Genomic DNA, 25,534 nt, shown 5'->3' on the forward strand with positions numbered 1-25,534 from the left:
AAGCAGAATTTCAAAATTATTACAATTAGAAAAAAAGAAGGGTTAAATTATTCAGGTACAGGAATTTTCCACAGGTAACCAACTTTCTTACCATTTAACTGTTTATTTTTTCCTTTCTTTTTGGATAAATGAGCTTCACTACCTTCCCATGATTCCAGGTTTTCATCGAGATATTTGGCTATTTCTTCACTGTATTTTTTGGTTCCAATGGTGTAATTGTCACTTTTATTGCGAATGTAGCTGATTCCGTCACCTTTTTCTTCCATTACCTTTGATATTTCCATTATTTTCTTATAAAAATCTATAGACATAATATGATCTCCTTATTTTTTTAGAATAAAAATGTATTATGAATAATTTAGCTGAAATATGATTCAATATTATTCAAAAACTGATTTTTTATTCATAAAAAATTCAATTTTTTCAAATTTTACTAGTTCATTATATATTCATGTATCCTCATGAAAATACTTTACGGAAAATAAAAAATGTGTGAAAAGTAGGATCAATCCCTTTCTGGATAAATCCACAAATTCACTTATATTTCTAAAAAAACTATTTATTAGAGTGTTACACCCATATCTAACTGTTCTGTGAGCTCTTTGTAACGGTTACGGATTGTAACTTCAGTTACTCCAGCTATATCTGCCACATCACGTTGTGTTTTCCTTTCACCTAAGAGTACTGAGGCAATGTATAATGCAGCAGCAGCCACTCCAGTAGGCCCTCTCCCGGAGGTCAGACCTTTTTCCATGGCTTTTTCTATGATTTCTATGGCTTTGGATTGAACTTCTCCTGATAGATTCAGTTCACTGGCGAAACGTGGAACATAGTCAACTGGACTGGTGGGTGGTAGTTTAATGTTCAGTTCCCTGGTGAGGAAACGGTAGGTTCTGCCCACTTCCTTTTTACTGACCCTGGAAACTTCCGCAATTTCATCCAGGGTCCTGGGAACGTTACATCTCCGGCAGGCTGCGTATAGTGATGCGGCAACCACTCCTTCTATGCTTCTTCCTCTGATGAGCTTGTTCTCCACTGCGTTACGGTACACCACTGATGCTGCTTCTCTAACGCTTCTGGGAAGTCCCAGTCTAGAGGAGTCGCGGTCCAGTTCACTGAGTGCAAAGGCCAGGTTTCGTTCTGTTGCCCCGGAAATCCTTATTTTACGCTGCCATTTTCTGAGCCGGTACCATTGGGCTCGGTTACGGGCAGGTATGTCACGACCATAAATGTCCTTGTTTCTCCAGTCAATCATGGTGGAAAGACCCTTGTCGTGTATGGTGTAGGTGATTGGTGCTCCTACTCTGGTTCTTTTATCCCGCTGTTCATGGTCAAAAGCCCTCCACTCGGGCCCCATGTCCACCAGGTTGTCATCGATTACCAGGCCGCATGCACCACAAACAATTTCTCCACGTTCAGGGTCATTGTTAATCTTCTCAGACTGACATTCAGGACATTTTGTCTCGATTTTTTCAATCTCAGACATGTCCTGCTTCATCTGTTCTTTCCCTGAAACTTCCCTCTTTTCTTTAGTGATTTCAGGAACCTTTTCAACTAATTCTTGCTTCGTTTCCGTCGCCCCCATTTCTTCTTACTTTGTTTAGGTACATAAAGTGTCTCTCCAACTCGGTTTTCAAAGTTTTTAGAATTTTTTGCATGAATTTTCACTGAAATGTATGGATCTTTGGTAGGTCCGAAAACATCATGAATATAACCAACTTTCTTATGATGGGAGTTAAAAACTGACAATCCCAAGGCAGGGGTTTGGTGTGATCGAAGTATAATTCGCCCTCTGTTGGAGAGATGCAGTATATTACCAAGTTTCTTCATGCACTAAAACCGAAAATCTTATATATGTTTGTAACTATTCTTTCAGAATTAGTATATAAATGTTTCGATAGATTTATAATAAAGATCACTAAAAGTATTCTTATATTCACTATCAAATTTCTATAAATCGGCTGGTAGTGGGTTAACACTTTTATTTTTAACTTTGCGGCTGTAATAGAGGGCAGCAACAGCACCAATTATGGTGGGAACTATATAGCTTGCCAGACGATCAATTAGGCTGGCAGCCATTACCACATCTGCTGAAACACCCACCACAGCGAAAAGAGCGATTAAAGTAGCTTCCCGTATTCCCCAAGCACCTGGAAGTAAAGGTAAAAGAGAAATCAATATTCCAATGGTGTATATGATCACCAGGGGTAGAATGGGAGGGTAAACTCCTAAAGATCCAAAACAAACGTACATCCTAAGCATATCAAAACCCCACATGGCAAAGGAGAGTAAAAAAGCCATTATGAATACTTTACGATCCTGTAGGGCAGTGAGAAATCCCCTTGAAAATCGGTTAATGTAGAAGATGATTTTTTCTTTTATTTCAACGAAGGATATGTCTTTTTTGGTTAAGCGCATTACAGTGGGATAGATGGATCTAGCGAGAGATATTAAAATTCTTTGGGTAATTTCTTTATTAAGGCCGGCGTAGATGAGTATTCCAAATAGGGTAATGGAAACTATGATCATGGCAACTACGAATATGCGGGTTACCGGTGGAATATCCCAGCTTAACAAGAATAAGGCTGCTATGATGGATATAAGTACAAATGGTAGGAATTCAAAGACACGGTCTGCTGTGGATGATGCGAATCCTATTTCAAATGGTGTTCCTTCAACTTCTTTTAATAAAAATGCTCTCAGGGGTTCTCCTCCGGCTGCACTGGGTGTAACATTGTTTCCAAATAAGCTGGCAAAGAGCATCATCATGACTGTGGTGAATTTGGGAGATGTGTCTACCACGTCCAGTATTATTTTCCACCTTGCAGTCCATGCAATGAGTATTCCGGCTTCCATTACAAAGTTTAAGAGAACCCACTCCCATCTAGCCTTCTTTAAGGTGTCAAGAACATCATTGAAACCTATTAGGAAGGTCATGGCAAAGATCATAAATGCAGCCACCCCAAAAGTGGCCAAGATCTTCCATTTATGCTTCTTAATAACTGCGTATGTGTCTTCCATGAAAACCTCTAAAAAAATTTTAGTCAATTAATCCTTAAACATATTATTTACAAATTTGATTGTTTATGATTATTATTAATAAAGTTCCGTTGACGGATTAAAACCATTTAAATCAAGTCTCAAATATCGAATAAAAATTCATAAATAATTCCCTTAAATACCTAAAATATCAGACAATAATGCACCTTCCTGAATTAGGCCCAGTATTTCTTCTTCTTTTTGTTTTATTTTCCTGGCTTCGTTTATTACCTTCTTTAAAAGATTTTCAGGCACTAAAACCACACCACAATCATCACCGAAAACCCAGTCTCCAGGGTTAACTAAAACTCCTCCACAGTCCAGAGGGATGTTAATTTCTCCTTCAGCACTGGGGTTACCTGCATTGGGAACTATACTGCGGGAAAAAACCGGGTAATTAAGGTCGCGAATTGCTTTAACATCTCTTACTGCACCATAAATCACGGTACCTCCCAGACCTTTCTCCTGGGAGTAGGTGGAAAATAGTTCACCCCAAACTCCTACGTCATCCCCATCACAGGATATGAAAATAATTTCCCCTTCTCTGGCAGTTTCAATGGCTTTAAGTGAAGTTCCCCAATCATCCTGTCTGGTACTAACAGTAACCACTCTTCCCTGAATCTTCAAATTATTTTTAACAGGTTTCACTTGAGGTATAACTCCGTCTTTACCAGTTAGATTCTTTAATGCATCTGAAATCTGTGAAGTGCTAATATCCATACCTTCCAATTTAAAATCAATCTTTTCAGAATTTTTTTGGGATGAAAACTTTTTTAATAATAAATTAGGGGAAACTTCCAATTTTTTGGCCATGAAATCAGTCCTGTGGAGTTGTAACTTCCTCAACCATGGTTTTACCGGCGACTACTTCGTCCACACTGTGAATTGAACCACCATACTGTTCTATGGCTTTACTTATCTCCTCAAAGTCCAGATCGTTACCCTGCATGGTAACTTTAATGTTTTCAGTTTCCTTATCAATTTCCATTAGGGTAACGTTAACTCCTTCCACACCATTCACTTCGCTTAAAAATTTAGCAAAATGAGGCAAAGTAGGTTCATGGGGCTTTAATATGTCTAAAACTATTCTTATAAGACCTTTTGCCAATTTAGGTCCTCCAGTTATTTCTTCATCAATATTTTAGTTTCATTTTGCATCTGTATTTGCTTGTATAAATTCTTTATTAAATATATTATAAAACTTTATGCTCAAGTGAAACAGTTTTAAATGGTTAAACAAAGCCTAAACATTCTGTTATAGTTTATATTCTCCTGTTTTCCATAAAAAAAATCTAGTCCGTTATATTCTTCAATATATGGTAATTCCAACAATTTTAGTGGGAAAGAAGTATGGCTATTTACTTCAATTTTATATAGGAGATAATGCATATTAAACATAGATACTTACATAGCACCAGAATAGGGCTAATCATGAGTTTTATTAAATTGTTCAATATAATCGAAGAGCTTAAGATCTGTGGGGATCAGGGAATTCCAGTTCTAATTGAAGGCAAAAAGGATGAAAAGGCCTTAAAGGAACTGGGAGTAAATGGAAATTTCATAAAAGTTTCTGGTTCAGGACTCAAACTCTTTGAAATTGCAGAAGTAGCGGCTCTATCACCAAGAGTGGTCATATTAACAGACTTTGATCGCAAAGGCAATCAACTTGCCAAAAGACTTTCAGAGGATATTCAAAGTCTTGGTTCTCATCCAGACCTTCGCTTCAGAAGGATAATCATGGGGATTACTCGTCGTTTTATTAAGGATATTGAGAGCCTCCCTCGGCATATGGAACAATTGGAACTTGAAGAAAACCCATCTGGTGTGAAATGGTATTACTATCATTAATAGTATTCCCAGATATTGATCTTCAGGCTTATTGTCTAGCCTCATTTTATCAGTAGTATCTATGCATTGATGGAGGCCCAAAAAATGGGAACTAAAGAAGAAATCAGTACAACTAAATATCTTATTCATGCTCAGATAAATGCTAACGGAATTGTGGAAAAACCGGATGTGGTGGGAGCCATATTCGGACAAACTGAGGGACTTTTAAGTAATGATCTTGATTTAAGAGAACTGCAAAAAACAGGCAGGATCGGTCGAATCAAAGTAAATATCAACTCCAAAGCAGGCCGGTCCAAGGGGGAAATTGTAATCCCATCCAGTTTAGATCGGGTGGAAACAGCTATTTTAGCTGCTTCACTGGAAACCATTAACCGGGTGGGACCCTGCGAAGCCTACATACAGGTTAACAAAGTGGAAGATGTGCGGGCAGTTAAAAGAAGGAAAGTAGTGGATCGAGCCAAGGAACTTTACAAGGGGATGATGGAGGAAGTCACCCCGGAAAGCCTCAAAATGATTGAAGAGGTTAAAGAGGCCATGCGCATCCATGAAATCACTGATTTTGGTCATGATAAACTCCCTGCCGGTCCTAATGTAGCATCCTCTGATGCTATTCTGGTAGTGGAAGGCCGTGCCGATGTTTTAAACCTGCTGAGGTATGGTGTGAAAAATGCCATTGCAGTGGAAGGAGTAAGCGTTCCCAAAACAGTAGCAGAACTAACCAAGAAAAAAACAGTTACTGCATTTTTAGACGGTGACCGTGGCGGAGACCTGATTCTCAAAGAACTTCTTCAAGTCGGGGAATTGGACTATGTAACCAGAGCTCCTCGCGGTAAAGAAGTAGAGGACCTCACCAAGGATGAAGTTATGGTGGCTTTAAGGGACAAGATACCTGTTGAACAGATATACCATGATATGGGAATTAAACAGGAAAAGGTTGAAAAGAAAGCAGCCATGGACAAAATTCCGGATAAAATCAAATTATTGAAAGGAATCCTTAAGGATTTGGAGGGTTCTGGTAATGCGGAGATACTGGATGATGCTTTAAACATCCTTAAAGAGGTTAAAGTAGAGTCCCTGTATGAAGAACTGAAAAACTTACAGGGTGAAGGAGCATACGCAGTGGTATTTGATGGTGTGGTCAGCCAGAGGCTCATTGACATTGCCAAGGATAAAGGAATAAAACAAATTGTAGCAGTGAGAATGAGCGAAGTTGTAAAAAAACCCAGCCAACTGAAAATCATCACCCGCTGAGACTAAAGACTAAATAAATTTAAATAATTAAATTTATAATCCTTTAATTAGGGATAAAAAGATTGGATAACATTCTGATTGAAATCGTTATCCAAAAACATTTTTTTTAAATATTTCCCGATTTTTTCCCTGGTAATCCTTAAATTACAGTATAAAATAATTTGACTCTTACCTATTTATCATCCAGCACTATCATCCAGTACAATAGTACAATTCACTAAATAATCCAATTCACTATTATCATCCACTTCAATTCAATGGTAAGCAAGATAGCTTGTAAAACAAGGATCAGTTAGTTCAGATGGAATGAATTTATTTAATTCCTCTAACATATTAATTTATTGAACCCATTTATCTACACTTTAGATGTGGGAAAGTTTCACAGTGCATAACCTTTAGATAAAATAAAAATTGAGGGATATCATGTATGTTAACATGAAGAAAGAGTTTTTAAATGATATTGAAAGCACTGCTGATATTTTAATTCCTAAAGATCCCTTGGAAAGAGTTATTGGGCATGATGACATCATAAAGTTTGTTAAAATTGCTGCCAAACAAAGGAGAAATCTTTTACTGGTCGGCCCTCCGGGGATAGGGAAATCTCTCATAGCCCAAGCCATATCTTTTCACCTGGCCAAGCCCCAGGAAGAAATTACTGTTGTTAACAACCCAGAACAGCCTGAAAGACCATTTGTGGAAGTAAAAACCCGTAAGGAGATTGAAAACGAAATAGAAGATCTGCAAAGGGCTGAAGGTGAGATTGTAACTCCCCAGGAAGTTCCAGAAATTGTTGCCGAACGTTTAGGTTTCAGATGTTCCAATTGTGAGAACTATACCAGCGCCTACCAGAGCATATGTCCCCACTGCGGGTCTGATAAATATTCACACCTCAACGCCCGCAGAAAACATCTGGGGGACCTTTTAGGAATGTTTGAAATGGACAGTGGGCCAGTTAATGTTCCCCAGGACAGAGTAACCACCACTCGCATGCATCAGGGTAGAGAAGAGGTGGTGATTTATGAAAGGGCAGATGGTGACCGGATCAAAATTTTGGATCAGCACGCCCTTGAAAAAAGGAGAGAAATGGTGGAGGAGAAACCCAAAAATATAATAGTCCCCCTGGAGCGGAAGAGTTTCATCCAGGCCACCGGGGCCAGTGAAACTGAATTACTGGGAGATGTAAGGCATGATCCCTATGGAGGTCATCCTGATCTGGGAACACAACCCTATGAAAGGGTAGTTCCTGGTGCAGTTCACGAAGCCCATGAAGGAGTTCTTTTTATTGATGAAATCGTTCATATAGCTCCTCTGCAGCGATACATATTAAGTGCCATGCAGGACAAGTACTTTCCTATTGTGGGTAGAAATCCTCAAAGCGCTGGAAGTTCAGTGAAAGTAGAAGATGTTCCCTGTGACTTCATATTTGTAGGTGCCTGTAATATCCGTGACATTCAACACATACTACCGCCTTTACGTTCTCGTATACAGGGCGAAGGATACGAAATACTCCTGAAAACTACCATGCCGGATACTGAGGAGAACCAGGCAAAAATGGCTCAGTTCGTAGCTCAGGAGATCGAAATAGATGGAAAAATACCACATGCCACCTTAAGTGCCGTAAAATTAATTGTGGAAGAAGCACGCAAAAGAGCTAAAATAATTGATGACCAGAAGGATTCCCTAACCTTAAGACTTCGAGATCTGGGAGGTCTTGTTCGCATGGCTGGTGATATGGCAGTTATGGAAGGAGATTCTTTAATTGATGAACGACACATAATTTTCGCCATAAAAAATGCCATATCCATAGAGGATCAGATCTTAGAACGCTATCAATCATTTGAACAGGCACTGGAAAAAGATCTTTCAACTTCACAGAAGAAGCATTCTGTGAAAAAAGGAGTATCCAATGATCATGTGGACCGCAGCTACCTTTAAAATTCACGTATTAGATATTATTTTTTTAAACTTTTTTTAAAGTCTTTATTATGAAATTATACTATTTATCTAATACTAGGTCTAGAAATGAAAAGATTTAATTATTTAAATGATGATATTGATATAGTAATAGTCTGAAATCTGGTTTAAACAATATAATTATTAACAATTGATACCATGAACCACTATTCCAAGGGAAACTGGAAATCATCCAATGGTGCTCCCACTGATATCCATAAATTTGTGGGGAATACTCCAAATTATCCGCAGGATGAGAATTTTCTGGAAGCATATGATATTCCAGAAATGATGGAAGATTACCTTTTTGAACTGGAAATAAGGAACTACTCCCATAACACCATCAAAACTTACCGGTCAATCATAAACAATTTCTACAATTTCCTGAAAGATGAGAAGGATCTGAATGATGAAAGGCAGGTTTTAAGAGGTTTCAAACGTTATATTCGTTATTTGAAGCGTGAAAAGAATGTTTCACAGAATTATATTTATTTGGTGACTGTGGTAGTTAAGAAATTCTTTGAATTTGGGGGTATAACCATCCTGGATGAGGTTCAAACTCCGAAAAGAACCAAATCACTCCCTAAATCCCTTAACGAGGATGAAGTAAAAAGCCTTATTCATGCACTGGATAATTATGAGCCAGTTGATTCATCTTCACCCACATCTGAATCTTTAAAACTCCGAAATAAGTTAATATTAGCACTTTTATATTCTTCTGGGTTGCGAGTTTCAGAACTGGTTACTCTGCAGACAAACCATGTTGATTTGGATGAAAGAACCATCAGAATACGTGGGAAAGGGGAAAAAGATAGGATAGTTCTTTTCGATGATGCTACCCGGGAAATGCTTATTGAATTCTTACAAAAAAGAACCTGTGATAGTGAATACCTTTTTGTAAACCGTAAAGGTAATCATTTAACTCCCCGCTATGTGCAGATGATGATCAAAGATTACGCCAGGGTGGCAGGTATAAAAAAGAAGGTAACTCCCCATATCCTCCGCCACTCATTCGCCACCCACCTCTTAAAGAATGGTGTGGATATTCGCGCCATCCAACAACTTCTAGGCCATTCAAATTTATCCACCACTCAGATATACACCAGTGTAGATATGGTAACGCTTAAAAATGTTTATGATAAGGCTAAACTGCTTTAAAATTGTTTCATCAAATTTTTTTGTTATTAATTCTTCATAAACAGATTCTATTCATTAAAAATATTCATAAAAATTATATGGATAATGATATTAATGAAAAAGAACATTAATAAGAATACATTTTATTAATTATTAATATAAAAGTATTATTATTTTAATATTTATCTTATTTTTTTTATCTTATTATTTGTTCTATTATTGAACTCAAATTTTCAACTTTAAGCAGCTTTTATATCAATTATTAATTTATAATAATTTTTTAATAAATAATTTGTTCTGGAATATATATAAAAAACATAAATTGTAAAGGCTTGCAAAGGCTAATTTCACGATTTTTTCTTCAGGGTGCATGGGTAAAAATTAAAAATGGAAAAGTATAAAACTAATGAAATCAATACTCGATATTGATATTAAATATAGAAAATAGATATCGAATTTAGATATAAATTAATAGGTGTACTGGGATCAGTAGTTGTACAAATAAGTAGTGGGAGTAGAAAAATGGCTTTAAATCGAAAGTTTTTCCTGGGATTTATCCGCATACACATACTCTACCATGCAAGCAAGGAAGAAATCTATGGAGTGCAGATGATTAAAGAGCTTAAAAATCATGGTTATAAAGTCAGTCCGGGTACAATGTATCCTATACTTCACTCTCTGGAAAGCGAGGGGTTTTTGAAATGTAGAAAAGAGAACGTTAACGGAAAAATAAGGAAATATTACCAAATAACATCTAAGGGTAGGAAAATCCTTCAGGAATCTCGAGTTAAAATCAATGAACTAATAAATGAGGTTATGGATGATTAGAGAGGTTATGATGATTAGATCTCACCTGGAAGATGACCAGAGCCTAAGGTAATATAATGGATGTTTGTAGTAGGATGCAGCGGATTATAGATTCAATTGATTATAGATTCCATTTAAAGAATTTAGATTTCTTTAAGGATTTCTTTAAGGACTTTAAGATCTTAGGTTCCATGGAAAAATTGAGGAATTTTTATGTTCAAACTAAATTTTGAGTTATCAAAGGATAGTATAAAAAACAACTCCATCAAATTCATCGTTCTATTGGGAATTGTAAGCTTATTTGGTGACATGACCTATGAAGGTGCTCGCAGCATAACTGGCCCCTACTTGGCATTACTGGGTGCTAATGCTGCTGCAGTAGGTTTCGTAGCTGGATTTGGAGAGTTAATAGGTTACGCACTTCGTTTTCTCTCAGGATATCTGGCGGATAAAACAAGAAGGTACTGGTTTATGACCATTACCGGCTACGCAGTGAACCTAATCGCAGTACCATTACTTGCTTTTGCTGGAAACTGGCCTATGGCAGCTTTTCTATTGATTGCTGAAAGAATGGGAAAAGCCATACGCACACCACCCCGTGATGTAATGTTATCCCATGCCACATCACAGGTTGGGTCTGGATGGGGATTCGGACTCCACGAAGCCATGGATCAGATCGGAGCCATTTTAGGGCCTCTGTTGGTGGCGGTGATTATGTATTGGAATGGTAATTACCAAACCAGCTTTCTATTTTTGTTCCTACCAGCAATTCTGGCTTTAACCGTACTTCTTACTTCAAGATTTTTATACCCTAACCCTCATGATTTAGAAATAAATGTCCCCCAACTGGAAACAAAAGGACTGATGAAAATATACTGGATTTACATTGTGGGGGTAATTTTCATTGCTCTTGGATTTGCTGATTTCCCCCTAATCGCTTTTCATTTCCAAAAGGTAGAAACAGTCTCACCAGTAATGATCCCCATCTTTTATTCTGTAGCCATGGGTGTGGATGCACTGGCAGCTTTAATATTCGGAAGATTCTTTGATAAGATCGGAATGTGGGCCTTAATCATGGCAGTCACGGCATCAGCCTTTTTCGCTCCACTGGTATTCTGGGGTGGATTTAACCTGGCTTTACTGGGAATGGTATTATGGGGAGTGGGAATGGGTGCCCAAGAATCCATTATGAGGGCAGCAGTTGCGGGAATGTCACCTATTAATAGGAGAGGATCCGCCTATGGTATATTCAGCACAATTTATGGAGTTTCATGGTTCATAGGAAGTTTTGCCATGGGAATCATTTATGACTTCTCTCTCAGTTTGATGGTGATTTTTTCAGTATTAACGCAGATAATAGCAATCCTACCTCTACTATTAATCAGAAATCATCGCCCATGATGTAATTCAGGCCAGAAAAACTGATTTAAAACTCAAAAAGCACATTTAATGACTTTATAATTAATTATCTCAAAGATATTTATTTATAGGGTTTTGGACATAGTTACAACTAAGCTCAGGTATAACTGGTTCAGGATTCAAAATTAAGATCATTCAGGAGTATTTGTGAATTATGATTGTATGATTGTGAAAAATCATCATTAAAATTTAGGGGGGTTGTTGTTTTTTGAGGAAATTCCCAAGGCCGTGTCTGGTTTCAAGTAAATGTATAGAATTCGAGGCCTGTCGTTACAATGGTCTTATCATCAAAAGTAGCCTGGTTGAAAAGCTTAAAAACTTCGCGGATTTTATCCCAGTTTGTCCCGAGGTGGAAATTGGACTGGGCATACCCCGGGACCCTATTCACCTGGAGGAAAATAATGATCAGATAATGCTAATCCAACCTTCAACAGGTGCTGATTTCACCGAAAACATGGAATACTTTGCAGATTCTTTTTTGAATTCTATCGAAGTGGTAGATGGGTTCATCCTCAAAAATAAATCCCCTTCCTGCGGTATTAAAGCAGTTAAGGTTTATCCTCCCGGGGCTAAAGCAAGACCCCGTACAGATGGAGTTGGATTGTTCGCCAGAAAGGTTTTTGAAAGTTTTCCCTATCTCCCTGTTGAGGATGAAGGCCGCCTGCGCAATCTATATTTAAGGGAAAATTACCTGACACGAATTTACACCCTAGCAGAATTCCGGGAAAATGTTGAAAATGGGGATTTCGCTAGCCTAGTTAATTTCCACCGGAAAAATAAGTTATTATTCCTATCCTACAGTCAAACTTATACCCGTAAACTGGGCAGATTGGTGGCTAATTCCTCAAAGAATTCTTTAAATGAGTTAATTGAAAAATATAAACAGATTATGAGAAAGATGCTTGTTAAGGATCCTTTGCCACCTGCCAATATCAATGTTTTAATGCATGCTATGGGACATTTCTCTAAGGATCTCCATCACCAGGAGAAATCATTTTTCCTGGAATCATTGGAAAAATACAGGCAGGGAAGAGTACCATTATTAGTAACTCAAAACTTACTTAAATCATGGATCATCCGTTTTAACAATGAATATCTTTCTGATCAGACTTTCTTTGAACCATACCCTGATGAACTCATGGAAATAACCTTCATTTAACTTAAACTATCATCAATTTTTAAATTCAAATCTTCAATATCCACCTAAAATCATTTGTATTATCCAAAGTTCTCTTGTGTTCCTTATCTTATGGAAGTTGATGAACATGATCCAAAGCCAACGGTTGAGTAAACTTAATGAGAATCCAGTACAGGAGGGGGATTATGTTTTATACTGGATGCAGGCATCTCCCCGTTCACACTATAACCATGCACTGGAATACAGCATAATGAAGGCTAATCATCTTAAAAAGCCATTACTGGTATATTTTGGTTTAACTAATGATTTTCCAGAGGCTAATAAGAGACATTACTCCTTCTTACTTCAGGGACTTCAAAACACCAAGATTTCCCTAGAAAAGAGGGGAATAAAGATGGTGGTTCAGTTAGTTTCACCCCCTGAAGGTGCCAGGGAGTTAGCAGAAAACGCTTCCATGTTAATCACTGATAAGGGATATCTTAAAATTCAAAGAGAATGGATTCAGATGGTTATTGATAGTGTAAAGTGTCCCATGCAACAGGTAGAAACCAATGTGGTGGTTCCCCTTGAAACCGCTTCACCTAAAGAAGAATATTCTGCGGCCACCCTCCGCAGAAAGATAAATAAAAGACTAAAAGATTTTTTAGTGCCACTTAAAATGGAAAATCATCTAAAAAGCTCACAGGAACTGGATATTGAATCAATAACTCTCGATAATTTGAATAGGCTCATGAAAAGGATGAGGCTTGATTCTAAAGTCGAATCAGTTGAACATTTTAAAGGAGGCACTGAAAATGCCCTTAAATTGCTTGATGATTTCCTTAAAAATAAGATCGATAAATTTGAAGAGAGAAATGATCCCACCAGGGATTATCTGTCCCATATGAGTCCCTACCTTCATTTTGGTCAGATATCTCCTCTTTACATCGCACTCAAAGTTTTAAAAACCAACAGTCCTGGTAAAAATGCTTATCTGGAAGAATTAATTATAAGGCGGGAGCTGGCCATGAACTTCGTTTATTACAATCCACATTATCATCGCTTGAATTGTCTTCCAGAATGGGCTCTTAAAACTCTAATGAAACACCGAAATGATAAACGAGAATACCTGTATTCTTTTAAAGACTTTGAAAATGCAGAAACTCATGATCCCTACTGGAATGCAGCCCAGAATGAGATGAGATATAAGGGTAAAATGCATGGTTATATGAGAATGTACTGGGGTAAAAAAATTCTCGAATGGACCAATGAACCTGAAGAAGCTTACCAGATTGCCCTTACCCTCAATAATAAGTATGAGTTGGATGGTCGGGACCCTAATGGATTTGCAGGGGTGGCCTGGTGTTTCGGAAAGCATGACCGTGCATGGAAGGAGAGGGAAATATACGGAAAAGTACGTTACATGAATGCCAATGGTCTTAAAAGAAAATTCAAAATAGACCTTTATGTTGATAGCATAGAAGATGTGATGAATAATACGGATATGGATGATTAATTAGTAAATTGGTGAATTTAGGATTTATTATTATAAATTAGGAGTTATTGATTAATTTAGGGGATATGGATAAACAATATATAAATCCAACTGTAAAAATCATTTAAGAATTGAATTAAACAGTATCTGTCTAGTCAAGTAGGGGTTTGGGAAGTTTTCATTTTAAGAAAAGTTATATATTCATCATTGCATCTAATAAGTTAAGGAGCTTCACTGAAGCTTTGCACGGTATTTTAAAAGTTACTAGGATATTAGGATGTTAGTTAATAAGAGCATAATATCAGACTAATATCTGTCCTATGCACATTTAAAACATAATAGAAGTTGAATTGTAGGAGTATTGAAAATTTTCATGAAGTAAAGAGTGATATGTATGGAAATCAGCACTGAAAAATATTACCGGAAGAGATACTCATTATTTGAATGGAGATCAAACACCTCCACAGTTAATAAATTAATCATAGCATTTTTCATGGCCTGTGTTACAGGAATAATGGCTCAAGTTGTCATACCGCTACCCTGGACTCCGGTACCAATTACTGCCCAGACCTTTGCTGTCTTAATGGCTGGTGTGGTGCTGGGCCGTTGTTGGGGTGGCATAAGCCAGGTGATATATCTGGCAGTGGGCTTATTGGGTGTTCCCTGGTTTGCAGGACTTAGTGGTGGTTATACAATTATTTTAGGCGCTACAGGGGGTTATTTAATAGGTTTTATTCTTGCAGCACTCTTCCTTGGCTACTTCACAGATAAATACACTCATTCCCGTAACTTCCGACCGATGCTGGGACTCATGCTCCTGGCTAACTTCGCCCTAATTTATATCCCGGGTTTAGTAGGATTGGGATTATGGATGTACCTGGTTAAGGGAAGCTTCCCCACAATCTTAACCATTATTAGCATGGGTCTTTTACCCTTTATTTTCGGAGATCTGGTTAAAATAGGGGGAGCAGCTGCTTTAACCAAGGCCATAACGCCTAAAGATAGATATTAATCCAAAAGAAGGTTTATGGAAATTTAAGAGGATGTCTCAAAGGGAGAATAATATGGTGGGTAACGTCGAAATTGGCGTTGTTTCTGAGCCTGTGGAGATCAGAGCCCATCACCTCCTATGCATCCAAGGATTCCAGGGCCACGGCTACAGCAAGGATTTCACGACAAATATGGCAAAAATTGTCCATAAACTCCGAGATAATCCTTCTACTTTTTTAAAGATTGTCAGAGGCGCGGATTCCATATGCAGGTATTGTCCTCATCTTTCAAATGGTACCTGTTATCTGGATCCCATATCTGAAAGCAGAATCAAGGTTATGGATAATTTATTACTTCAATATTTAGAAATTAACCATGAATCCCTGGTATCCTGGAATGAGATAAAAACTTTAACCAAGAATTTAAGCCCACGGACTATTAAAAAGATATGTGCAAATTGTTTTTGGAAAAATAAGTGTTTATATTTCCAGAAAAGAGTTCTATAAAATTCATCATATCCTGATTGCAAATACAATCCAAGGTATGTGATATGGGGAAAATATTTTATTATAAAGTTTATCCTAAAAAAAAATAAGTTATAAAATTAAAATTAAGGATGGAAATAGTCATTCTGATTTCCATTTCTTGATTCTTCTACTTAGATCCTTGCTTTATACTTCACTTCCTTGAAGCGTAATTCAAATTTGGTTCCTTTACCATGTTCAGTTTCTAATTTGATATCTCCTTTAATCTGATCCACTAGGGTGTTAACTAGTTGCAGACCCAAACTCCTGGTTTGGTAAAAATCAATATCATCTGGAAAACCTACCCCATTATCAGAAATTGTAACCAGGTAACCATCACCCTCTAATTTAGCACTTATTTTTATCTCTCCATTTTGACCCTCTTGGAAAGCATGATTCAATGAATTGGTCAGTAGCTCATTCATTATCAATCCCAGGGGGATGGCAGTATCTATTCCCATTTTAATATCTTCAATATCAGCTTTCAATTTTATTTCTCGGTTATGCGCATTGTAAGATTGAAAAAGAGTGTTCACCAGGTTCCTAATGTAATCTTTAAAATAGATACTGGCCAGATCTGGAGACCGGTACAGTAATTCATGAACCATGGACATTGATCTAACCCTATTCTGACTTTCTTTAAAAACATCTCTAACGGATTCATTTTCAATACTGCGGGACTGAAGATTGAGAAGACTGGAGATAACCTGCATATTATTCTTAACCCGGTGATGAATCTCCCTTAACAAAACCTCTTTTTCATTTAAGGATTGAATTATTTTTTTTTCAGCCTGCCTACGATTTTCTGATTCCAAATAGCGTGAGACCAGGTTAGCAATAGCCCCTGCAAAATCCTGATCTTCAAAACTCCATTTTCTCTTCCTATCCCCCACATGTTCATGACACAGAACTCCGTACAACTCTCCTTTAAACCAGATGGGAACATCCAGCATGGAAATGATCCCCAAGGGTTTCAAATAAGATTCTGCGAATTCAAAGGTATTTGGATCATTAATTGCATCATATGCTGCTATGTTGTGGCTGTTCTTAATGGCTTTGAAATACTGGGGATAATCCAGAGCCTTGAGAATGAAACCTTTATCATGGGTCTTTGTACTTTTCTGGTATAGGTCACGGCATACAATTTCAGTCTTATCATCATTAAAGAACCAAATACTCACTCTTTCCACATCTAAAATATCAGAATCATATTCAACTAATGTTTTAAATGCATGTTCCAGGTCATTAGCTTCTTCACGTGTTAACTGGAGAAGTACATCCTGTCTTCGAATAGTGGATTTGGTTTTTTCATTTAACTTTTTTTCTCTGATCTTTCTTAAGGTTACATCTTCTCCAGAACTTAAGGTCCCTACTATCTCTTTATTTTCATTTTTTAGAAAAGTGTGCTGCCATGAAATGGTTCTTTTTTCTCCTTCCCGGTTAATAATGTTAGTTTCAGTTTGCATATTTTTGTAATCTTTTGGATTTTGAATTGATTTTGTGAAAATAGATTTTGCATCCTCCCTCTCCTCAGGTGCCACGAATGTGGAAAACCAATCCTTTCCAATTATTTCCTCCTTAGGGTATCCTAAAACCTGGCAACCTTTTTTGTTCACTAGTTTCACACATCCTTTCAGGTCCAGCACCAACAATATCACTCCGGAAATATTGAAATAACTTTGCGCCCGATCTCTTTCTCTTTTAAGTTTTTTTTCAGTTTTCTTTCTTTTTATGATCTCTTGCTGGGCGTTGAGATACAGGGTTTGATTTTCTTTCAAGGACAATAATTGCCTGATAACCACCAGTAAAATTGTTAAACCAACACCTGTTTCTAAAACCATTAAGTTCATGTCGGAATAATTTTTATACCCTACGATAAGCAGCAAATAGGATAAAATAACAAGTAAATAAGGTAAATATATATTATAAGAAAATTTATGAGGGTCTCTGGAGGTTGTCGCCTCTTTCTCATGAGATATAATCTCATTGGCTCTCATTATTCCTGCAAGACCTAATAGGAAGTAACCTATCATCCAACCGGTTTCCATAGGATTTCCTGAAAAGTAGTTTCCTGAAATGGTTTGTTGAACAAACCAGATATCGGTGAAAAGTTGTGCAACGATTGAAGCAGCTAACAGGAGAAGAACACTATCTTTTAAACTTTTAATTCGATTGAAAATCAAATCAAGTAATGGGAAAAGGAGTGCAAAATCCAGCATAATATACAAAATGGAAAGATAAAGTCCTAAACCCTCTCCGGTCTTAGTCTCTAAAGTGGGCATTATAAGGAAGGTCCAAAAGAACATGCCACTGGCAATAAGTATTATAGCCATGTCCAAGACGGTTTTATAGTTTCTATCAGTATTTTGAGATAAACGTGGCAACATAAAAATACCAATGGCAAATAGGGGATAGTACAAAATATAACCCACATCAGCAATAGAGGGGAAAGGCTCGGTTCGAAGTCCCATTTCTAAAATACTCCAAATCACATCACCTACTAAATAAGAAAATTGTGCCAGTGTCAAAAATAACCATGCAGTGTACTCGGATGATTTACATGTTTTAAGAACCCTCAAGGTTAATATAAGGAATATGATCACGATTAGGTTGACTAAGGGGCTAATTGTGTTGCTTAAAACTGTAAGAAATTCCTGATTACCTAAAAAAATAAGGGTTAACATTAGATAAACAACTGTAAATACTGCAGATATAATAGTGGCATTACGTAATGAAATCAACCTTATCTTAGGATTCTTCTCCAAACTCACACTTTCCTGAGAGGTTGCTATAATAAAGAAGTTACTATGATAATATATTTTAACTCTGTATTTTTAAAAAACTTTGCACATAATAACCAACAGATATAACTGCATAAATAAAATTAAGAACGTATTATGGATTTAGGTAACTAATAGCAATAAATCCTTTCATCTTCTAAAACACATTTTAGATTATTACTTTATGACTTAATTCAATACTGATGTGACTTTGCTTAGGAAAAATGATTATAAGTTGATTAGAATGTGGCCATAGGAATAATAATACGGGGTGAGTATCACACAGCTGGAGAAATTACAGCTCAATATTAATATAATTATGAAGCATGATCACAGTTAATCTAAATATCAACAACTCCATAAGGGGTTTATCAACAACTCCTAAGGGTGAGGGCATATCTTTCTTCTCAAAATTCAATTAGGTTATTGTGATTATTCAGGGGGGATTGAAAGGGGAGAGTGTGAACTTTGACAGATAAAAAAAACAGGGTAACCATAGAAGATAATCATCATAAGTTCATGGCCTTTGCTCAGGAAGAAGCCATGGAAAGCTTGAGAAATGGAGGCATTCCTATTGGCGCTGTTCTGGTAAAAAACGGTGAAATAATAGGAAGAGGGCATAACAAACGGGTTCAGCTCGATTCAGCAATTCTCCACGCCGAAATTGAATGTTTAGAAAGTGCAGGTAGGATTAAAGCAGATGAATATAAAAATTGCACACTCTACACAACACTTTCACCCTGTGCAATGTGTTCAGGAGCAATTTTACTTTATAACATTCCTCTGGTTGTGGTGGGGGTGAACGAAAACTTCAAGGGTCCGGAAGAGAATCTTACCCGTAATGGTGTGCAGGTAATAAACCTTAACCTTGATTCGTGTAAGCATATGCTAAGGGAATTCATTGAGAAACATCCCGATTTGTGGAATGAGAATATAGGTAATGAAGATGTAGGTTGTAAACTAACACCCTTCAGACTTAAAAAAAAATCCATTACAGATGCAATTTTTATTAATCAATACAGAAGTTATTAGCAAATTTTATTATAATAAAAAAACCTTAGATTAATAAGGAAATAAATTATTTTTAGATTAATCTAAAAATCATACATAATAATTTAAATCATATTACATTAAAAAATTTAATTAAAAAAATCCTGGATTTAAAAAAACAACATACTAAGGGGGAATATGAATGGTGAAATGGGGACCCGTAGTGGTGGGTTTTATTTTAGCAGTGATACTCAGTAATTTATTTGGTATCTACGTGAATGCTTATTGGGGTGTTAACCTGGGGCTTTTCATAGCAGGATTTATTGTGGGATACTGGGTTCATGAGGGGATACTGGGCGGATTGTGGAATGCTACTGTGGCCGGTGCATTCGGATCCATTGTCCTGGCTATTTTACTGGTGGTGGGAGGAACAATTTTTGGTGGTATAGCAGGATTTACAGCAGGAGTATTAACAGGGATAACTTTAGTAATAGCATCGCTAATCGTTAACATAATTTTCATGGGTGTAGGGGGAGCCATTGGTGGTTTATTAAGTGGAAGTGACTAAAATTTAATTTTACCAAGCATCCTTTGAACTATTTATCCACTTCCCCTCATTTTATAACCCTCATTTTATAATTTATAGTAAAATTTATACAATTATTTCTAATAAAATAGTACTAAAAAGCGAATCCTTATTGTATTAGGCAATTGATCTTCCAGCTAAAGGTTTTCCAGACATTCATCCATCAAAATCTGGGCATCTTCATTTTCAGGGTTTAGAATGAGGACTTTTTTAAAACAGTTTACGGCATCCTCAAAATTGTTCAATTCCATTAATGCAACTCCTTTATTACTCAGGAAAACCTCGTTATCCGGATCTAGAGCAAGTGATTTATCATAACACTCAATAGCCTCTTTAAAACGGTTCAACTCCATAAGCGCGTTTCCTTTCCTATTCCAGGTTAATGAATCAGGTTCATCTTCTAAACAAAGTTCTAGAGAACGGTCATAACATTCTAAGGCTTCTTCAGCTCGATCAATCTGTGATAAAAGGTTTCCCTTAGCATTCCAGGCTTCCAAATCCTGAGGGTTCAGATTTAATATTTTATCATAGCATTGCAGTGCATGGTTAAAACGTCCCAGCATTTCAAAAATAAAACCCCTCCAGTATAAAACCAGCAAATTTTCATCATTTATTTCCATGGCTTTATCACTGGCTTTAAGAGCATCTTCTGGACGGTTAGAATTCAGTAGGGCAATAGCCTTGTTATTCCATATATATTCATTGTTGGGTTCTATTTTCAAAGCCTGATCATAGCATTCCAGAGCTTCCTGAAATTTACCGAGGCGTGAAAGATTATCACCTTTGCGGTTAAGAAGGTAAACATCCTCCGGGTCGATTTTCAAAGCAGCAGTGTAACAAATCACTGATTTGTCAAACTTCCCCACATCAAAGAGTATGTCTGCTCTTTTGGCGATCATGGCCTTTTCATCAATCTTAGCACCCTCCCATTCCTCCATGGGGAGCTTGACGAATCTGATAACTTGATAAAGAGAATCATCTGCACTATGGTCGGGATACATCTTCCTGAACTCTGATTCAAGCTCTTTAGCACTGCTGAAACCTTCTTCACGTGCAATATCGTCATTTTTTATGAGATCACCGAATTTCACCACTTCCACATCAGTTACTTCGGCCTCAAAGAGTTTCTTTCTTTCTTTGGAAACTAAATTCCAGTAGCAATGCAGTCGATCACCAGGAGATAAAGGTTTCTTCCAGAGCTTTCTGATGGTGGTTGTTTTTTCACCAGTTATAAGGTCCAAGTGACGGCTTCCGAATAATAGTATTGGTATTTAGCACCCTCCCATTTGATTTGTGCATCAATTGGATTATCTTCAGTTATGACTAGATCGTTATATGGAGGTTTTTTATATGGTGTTTCAAATTAAGTTATGTTTAAAGGTTGTATCAGATTACAGATTAGATTAGTGTCAGTAGATTTAATGCCTATCTCTTAATGCATATGCATTTCATATTATTTCTTCACCAAATTCAGCTGTTTTAATCTTGATTTTTCCTAGAATGGGTTTAATCTGACGTGCAATTCTTTTAAGTTCTTGTGGTGAAGGATTAGGGGTTTCTTTCAATCGCTCATCCAGCACTATCTGATTTCTAAATTGTTGTAAAGTGTAAATATCACAGTGAATATTTTCTGCGATTTCTATTATGTCTGAGGGTCTAAGAAGTCCGGGAACATAAGTAGTTCTGCATTCCAAGAAACATTTCGAATTAGAGGAAATATTCATACTTTTAATTACTTTTTCACCAATATTTGCACCTATAATTTCTTTATACTTATTAAATGGGGCTTTCACATCCAGGGCAACATAATCCACCAGGTCAACCACTTCAGAAAGTCTTTCAGGATAACCCCCATTGGTATCGAGTTTGGTTTTTAAGCCTTTTTTTACACAATACTGGAGGATTTTTCTAACTTCCTCCATTTGCATTAGGGGTTCTCCACCAGTGATAACCACGGCATCAATAAAGTCCTGTGATTCATCAATTTTTCTCTCAATTTCAGAGAGTTCCAGGTTTTCTCCACCATGGATTATCTCGGGGTTATGGCAATAGGGACATCTGAGGGTGCATCCTGCGGTAAATATGACTAGGGAAACTTTGCCAGGGTATTCCAGTGAGGAAAATATTATGCCACCGGTTATCATAAAATTACAGTATCCCTATTATTTTATCCAAAAAATATTATTTTTATCCCAAAATATTTTTCAGGACTTTAATAAACTTCTCATCCTCTTTAAGGGTTGCTACACTCACTCTTATCCAGTATTCATCCAGCCCATGGAAAGAGTTACAATCCCGGACTATTATACCATTTTTCATAAGTTCTTCTGAAATTTCTTTAGAGTTCATGCCGGTACCGTGCAAATCCACCAGCAAATAATTGGCATATGACTTGAAAACTCGTATACTGGGAATTTTTGACATTTCCTGGTATAAAAATTCTCTGCTTTCAATGGACAGTTGAGTGGACCTTTCAATGTAATCAGGATCATCTAAAGTGGCAGATGCAGCGATATAGGATAGTTTATTAAGGCTGAAAACAGGTTTAACCCGATGCATGTATTCGATTAGTTCAGGGTGACCTATACCATAACCAATTCTCATACCAGCCAGTCCCATTACCTTGGAGAACGTTCTGAGAATAAATAGATTCTCGTACTCTTCCAGCAGTCCCAGATTGTTGATCCCTGAAAACTCCCAGTAAGCCTCATCAACAACCACCAGAGCATCACTACTTTCCAGGATGGTGCGGATATCAGGCTCATCTATCAATCCCCCGGTGGGATTGTTGGGAGTGCACAGGAATATAACCTTGGTTCTGGGGGAAATGGATTCCAGCACAGAATCTAAATTCAGACGGTTTTCTTCAACATCCCAGCGTGCATAAACCGGAACAGCCCCATATACGTTGAAGCTGTATTCATAATACATGTAAGAGGGATGATGGACGATGTATTCATCTCCGGGTTCAATTAAGGTCTTGGCCAGAACATCCAGTATTTCATCGGCACCATCTCCACCCACAACCACTTCTTCAGGATTCACACCAGCATAAGATGCGATCTTAAGTTTCAGATCATCAATGTTAGATTCTGGGTAGGTGTTAATCAGGTGAAGACTTTTTTCAAGTGCTTGGATGGCTTTGGGGGAGGGTCCAAGGGGATTTTCATTGGATCCCATTCGAATGATATCCGCAGGATCCAACCCATAAATACGGGCTAAATCTGCATTAGACTTGCCCGGAACATAGGGATCCATTTTTTTAACTGTTTTTTTGATATGAACCATTTAATCAATCCTTAAAATCGTTTAAGCTCCATAAATTTATAAAAATCCTTTAAAAGTCCTCTTATGGGCTATGAAAAATGTTCACTAGTTAATCTTCGTTATCTGCCATGTCTGTTCTCTGTTTTAGTGCAAGTTTCAGGTAGTTTAAAGCATTTCTTTCAATTTTTTTAATCTCTTCTTCATTTAATTCCCTTACAGCTTTAGCAGGAACACCCATAATCAGACTACCTTCTGGAAAGGTTTTTCCTTCGGTTACCACTGCACCTGCAGCCACAATACTGTTTTTATGAATATGGCTTCCATTGAGAACTGTTGCATTCATACCGATAATGCAGTTATCATCCACTTTACAGCCGTGAACTACTGCTGCATGTCCTACTGAAACACGATCCCCAATTTCCAGGGGAAATCCTTCCGATGAATGCAGTACGCAGTTATCCTGTACATTAGAAGTATTGCCAATGGTTATGGGTTCGATATCTCCTCTAATCACAGCATTATACCAGACAGAGGAATGTTTTCCTATGCTCACTTTTCCAATTGTATGGGCACCTTTGAATATTAAGGCAGTGTGATGTATCATGTTAAAAAGTATACTCTCGATAAATAAAAAGATTTCATTGGGTTCACTATTAATATTGCTGGATTAAAGATCAATCCCCCGCCTACAATTAGGAGAACTATTACCGCATTATAGGTCCTCTGAGGGGGTATTCTAAACTAATTCATTAGAATAAATAAAGAAATTATTTGATAAGGAAATTATCAGTTCCTGGTGACGTTAGGGAATAAATTATTTTTTGTCTTTCATTTCCTGGGTCTGGTGATGTATAACCACTTTATTATCTGGTATGTCCCGGTAAATTATGGCACCGGATCCCACGGATGAATTTAAACCCACAGTAACCCCGGGATTAAAACTGGAGTTTATACCAGTTTTTACCCCATCAGCGAAGATCACTCCCATTTTACGCCTTCCACTGTCAATTCTTTTCCCCTTCACCGTGACTTTAACTCCTCCGTCATCAAAGCGCAGGTTGGCAATGTTGGTACCGGCGGCAATGTTACAGTCAGCTCCAATAATGGAATCACCCACATAAGAGAGATGGTTTACATTGGTTCCATCCATAATAATTGAATTTTTTATTTCAACAGCGTTACCCACATTAACGTTATTCCCGATTGAGGTGTGTTTGCGCAGGAAGGTGTTAGGCCCCACATCGCAGTTTTCACCGATATAAACCGGGCCCATAATATAAGTACCGGAACGGATAATACTGCCTTTTTTAAGTATTAGGGGTCCGTGGATGGTTACTCCTTCCTCCACTTCACCTTCAATTTTTGATTCTGATAATTCCAAAAAGTGTTCGTTCAATTCCAGAAATTCCCAGGGACGCCCCACATCGATCCATTTATCATGGGATACCAGGCCTAAAACCTTCTCACCCTGTTTAATTTGAATTTTCAAAGAGTCAGTTATTTCATATTCTCCTCTTTCGGATTTTTCAGTTTTAACAATGGCCTTGAATATGTTCTCATCAAAAAGATAGATCCCGGCATTTATAAGGTTACTGGGAGCTTCACCAGGGGATGGTTTTTCCACAATGTCTTTAATACAGTCATCTTCAAGCTCCACCACTCCAAAAGAGGAAGGATCATCAACTTCAGTGAGAACCAGAATAGAATGCGCCTGAGATTCATTATATTTATTTATTAAACTTTTTATGAGGGAATTACCCAGAATTATATCTCCGTTGGTTACTATGAAGGCGTCATCATCTTTTTTTATTGTATTTGCTACTTGGCCAATGGCATGAGCAGTTCCCAAACGTTCTTTCTGGGTCACGTAGTTAATATTAACCCCTAAACTTTTCCCATCTTTGAAATGTTCTTCCACTGCTTCTTTATGGTAACCCACGACCATAGTGATGTCGGTTATCCCCGCATCACGCAATGCCTTAACATTATACTCCAGGAGAGGTTTTCCACCTACTGGAAGCATGGTTTTAGGTCTGGTGAGTGTTAGAGGTCTCATTCTGGTTCCTTCACCTGCGGTAAGTATAACTGCCCTCATATAAAACTCCTCTTTAATATCTGATCAGTTTAAGGAATTATTAACCTTCTGATTGGTCGTTCTTAACCCTTATTGACGGCACATAATGTTTTTTCCTATTAGGATTGACTTTGACCTGTTGTTTGCCCAGAAGGTTAGGGGTAACCTTGTTTTCAATTCATAAAAATTTTTAAAACTATTAACTAACCTTTTTAATTGAACTTTTTTTATTAGTTTGTAATTAATATAAGTTTATA

24 protein-coding genes are annotated in these 25,534 nt (G+C 37.3%); 12 read left to right on the top strand and 12 right to left on the bottom strand.

The window, feature by feature from the left end; translation table 11 throughout:
* Positions 1 to 47: 47 nt before the first annotated feature.
* From HVN35_01535 to HVN35_01560, 6 genes are all read right to left on the bottom strand, one after another.
* Positions 48 to 311, bottom strand: a complete 264-nt coding sequence (locus HVN35_01535; GenBank protein ID NYB51235.1) for a hypothetical protein — start codon at positions 309 to 311, stop codon at positions 48 to 50.
* Between the two features lie 251 nt (positions 312 to 562).
* The gene (locus tag HVN35_01540) at positions 563 to 1,498 is read right to left on the bottom strand and encodes a transcription initiation factor IIB (GenBank protein NYB51236.1); all 936 of its coding nucleotides are present in this window, start codon (positions 1,496 to 1,498) and stop codon (positions 563 to 565) included.
* Positions 1,499 to 1,554: 56 nt separating this feature from the next.
* Entirely contained in the window at positions 1,555 to 1,830 is a 276-nt protein-coding gene (locus HVN35_01545; protein NYB51237.1) for a hypothetical protein, read from the bottom strand.
* A 120-nt stretch (positions 1,831 to 1,950) separates the two neighbouring features.
* Positions 1,951 to 3,021 carry a UPF0104 family protein gene (locus HVN35_01550; protein ID NYB51238.1) on the bottom strand — a complete coding sequence of 357 codons (1,071 nt, stop codon included), beginning with the start codon at positions 3,019 to 3,021 and terminating at the stop codon, positions 1,951 to 1,953.
* A gap of 153 nt (positions 3,022 to 3,174) precedes the next feature.
* The gene (locus tag HVN35_01555; protein NYB51239.1) at positions 3,175 to 3,852 is read right to left on the bottom strand and encodes an RraA family protein; all 678 of its coding nucleotides are present in this window, start codon (positions 3,850 to 3,852) and stop codon (positions 3,175 to 3,177) included.
* Between the two features lie 4 nt (positions 3,853 to 3,856).
* Complete coding sequence (locus HVN35_01560) at positions 3,857 to 4,147, bottom strand: DUF211 domain-containing protein (protein NYB51240.1); 291 nt, start codon at positions 4,145 to 4,147, stop codon at positions 3,857 to 3,859.
* Between the two features lie 323 nt (positions 4,148 to 4,470).
* Between HVN35_01560 and HVN35_01565 the strand changes: the two genes are divergently transcribed.
* The 10 genes from HVN35_01565 to HVN35_01610 all read left to right on the top strand — a co-directional run bounded on the left by HVN35_01565 (position 4,471) and on the right by HVN35_01610 (position 15,562).
* Positions 4,471 to 4,887, top strand: a complete 417-nt coding sequence (locus HVN35_01565; GenBank protein NYB51241.1) for a hypothetical protein — start codon at positions 4,471 to 4,473, stop codon at positions 4,885 to 4,887.
* Between the two features lie 84 nt (positions 4,888 to 4,971).
* The gene (locus tag HVN35_01570) at positions 4,972 to 6,138 is read left to right on the top strand and encodes a DNA primase (GenBank protein ID NYB51242.1); all 1,167 of its coding nucleotides are present in this window, start codon (positions 4,972 to 4,974) and stop codon (positions 6,136 to 6,138) included.
* Between the two features lie 423 nt (positions 6,139 to 6,561).
* On the top strand, positions 6,562 to 8,073 hold the full coding sequence (locus tag HVN35_01575) for an ATP-binding protein (GenBank protein ID NYB51243.1): 1,512 nt from the start codon (positions 6,562 to 6,564) through the stop codon (positions 8,071 to 8,073).
* Between the two features lie 177 nt (positions 8,074 to 8,250).
* Positions 8,251 to 9,249, top strand: a complete 999-nt coding sequence (locus tag HVN35_01580) for a tyrosine-type recombinase/integrase (protein ID NYB51244.1) — start codon at positions 8,251 to 8,253, stop codon at positions 9,247 to 9,249.
* A 501-nt stretch (positions 9,250 to 9,750) separates the two neighbouring features.
* Positions 9,751 to 10,056, top strand: a complete 306-nt coding sequence (locus HVN35_01585; protein NYB51245.1) for a helix-turn-helix transcriptional regulator — start codon at positions 9,751 to 9,753, stop codon at positions 10,054 to 10,056.
* A 192-nt stretch (positions 10,057 to 10,248) separates the two neighbouring features.
* A complete protein-coding gene (locus HVN35_01590) occupies positions 10,249 to 11,436 on the top strand; it encodes an MFS transporter (protein NYB51246.1) in 1,188 nt (395 codons plus the stop codon).
* Between the two features lie 226 nt (positions 11,437 to 11,662).
* Positions 11,663 to 12,613: a DUF1722 domain-containing protein gene (locus HVN35_01595; GenBank protein NYB51247.1), complete on the top strand. Its 951-nt coding sequence runs from the start codon at positions 11,663 to 11,665 to the stop codon at positions 12,611 to 12,613.
* A 106-nt stretch (positions 12,614 to 12,719) separates the two neighbouring features.
* Positions 12,720 to 14,087 (top strand): deoxyribodipyrimidine photo-lyase, encoded by a 1,368-nt coding sequence (gene phrB / locus HVN35_01600; GenBank protein NYB51248.1) that lies wholly within the window; start codon positions 12,720 to 12,722, stop codon positions 14,085 to 14,087.
* Between the two features lie 373 nt (positions 14,088 to 14,460).
* Complete coding sequence (locus HVN35_01605; protein ID NYB51249.1) at positions 14,461 to 15,078, top strand: biotin transporter BioY; 618 nt, start codon at positions 14,461 to 14,463, stop codon at positions 15,076 to 15,078.
* Positions 15,079 to 15,130: 52 nt separating this feature from the next.
* Positions 15,131 to 15,562 carry a DUF1284 domain-containing protein gene (locus HVN35_01610; protein ID NYB51250.1) on the top strand — a complete coding sequence of 144 codons (432 nt, stop codon included), beginning with the start codon at positions 15,131 to 15,133 and terminating at the stop codon, positions 15,560 to 15,562.
* 152 nt (positions 15,563 to 15,714) lie between these two features.
* Here HVN35_01610 and HVN35_01615 read toward each other — a convergent pair whose 3' ends face one another.
* Positions 15,715 to 18,345, bottom strand: a complete 2,631-nt coding sequence (locus HVN35_01615) for a PAS domain S-box protein (protein ID NYB51251.1) — start codon at positions 18,343 to 18,345, stop codon at positions 15,715 to 15,717.
* Between the two features lie 534 nt (positions 18,346 to 18,879).
* Between HVN35_01615 and HVN35_01620 the strand changes: the two genes are divergently transcribed.
* Together HVN35_01620 and HVN35_01625 are read left to right on the top strand one after the other, a co-directional pair.
* Complete coding sequence (locus tag HVN35_01620) at positions 18,880 to 19,392, top strand: nucleoside deaminase (GenBank protein ID NYB51252.1); 513 nt, start codon at positions 18,880 to 18,882, stop codon at positions 19,390 to 19,392.
* Positions 19,393 to 19,552: 160 nt separating this feature from the next.
* Positions 19,553 to 19,918: a DUF5518 domain-containing protein gene (locus HVN35_01625; protein NYB51253.1), complete on the top strand. Its 366-nt coding sequence runs from the start codon at positions 19,553 to 19,555 to the stop codon at positions 19,916 to 19,918.
* Positions 19,919 to 20,073: 155 nt separating this feature from the next.
* Here the strand turns inward: HVN35_01625 and HVN35_01630 are convergent, their stop codons facing one another.
* From HVN35_01630 to HVN35_01650, 5 genes are all read right to left on the bottom strand, one after another.
* Positions 20,074 to 21,207: a tetratricopeptide repeat protein gene (locus HVN35_01630; protein ID NYB51254.1), complete on the bottom strand. Its 1,134-nt coding sequence runs from the start codon at positions 21,205 to 21,207 to the stop codon at positions 20,074 to 20,076.
* Between the two features lie 177 nt (positions 21,208 to 21,384).
* Positions 21,385 to 22,080 carry an anaerobic ribonucleoside-triphosphate reductase activating protein gene (locus HVN35_01635; protein NYB51255.1) on the bottom strand — a complete coding sequence of 232 codons (696 nt, stop codon included), beginning with the start codon at positions 22,078 to 22,080 and terminating at the stop codon, positions 21,385 to 21,387.
* A 43-nt stretch (positions 22,081 to 22,123) separates the two neighbouring features.
* A complete protein-coding gene (locus HVN35_01640; GenBank protein ID NYB51256.1) occupies positions 22,124 to 23,224 on the bottom strand; it encodes a histidinol-phosphate transaminase in 1,101 nt (366 codons plus the stop codon).
* Between the two features lie 88 nt (positions 23,225 to 23,312).
* Positions 23,313 to 23,807, bottom strand: a complete 495-nt coding sequence (locus tag HVN35_01645; protein NYB51257.1) for a gamma carbonic anhydrase family protein — start codon at positions 23,805 to 23,807, stop codon at positions 23,313 to 23,315.
* Between the two features lie 210 nt (positions 23,808 to 24,017).
* Positions 24,018 to 25,298, bottom strand: coding sequence for an NTP transferase domain-containing protein (locus HVN35_01650; GenBank protein NYB51258.1), 1,281 nt, complete (start codon positions 25,296 to 25,298; stop codon positions 24,018 to 24,020).
* Positions 25,299 to 25,534 lie beyond the last annotated feature (236 nt).

The organism is Methanobacteriaceae archaeon (assembly GCA_013403005.1).
Lineage (GTDB): Archaea > Methanobacteriota > Methanobacteria > Methanobacteriales > Methanobacteriaceae > Methanobacterium.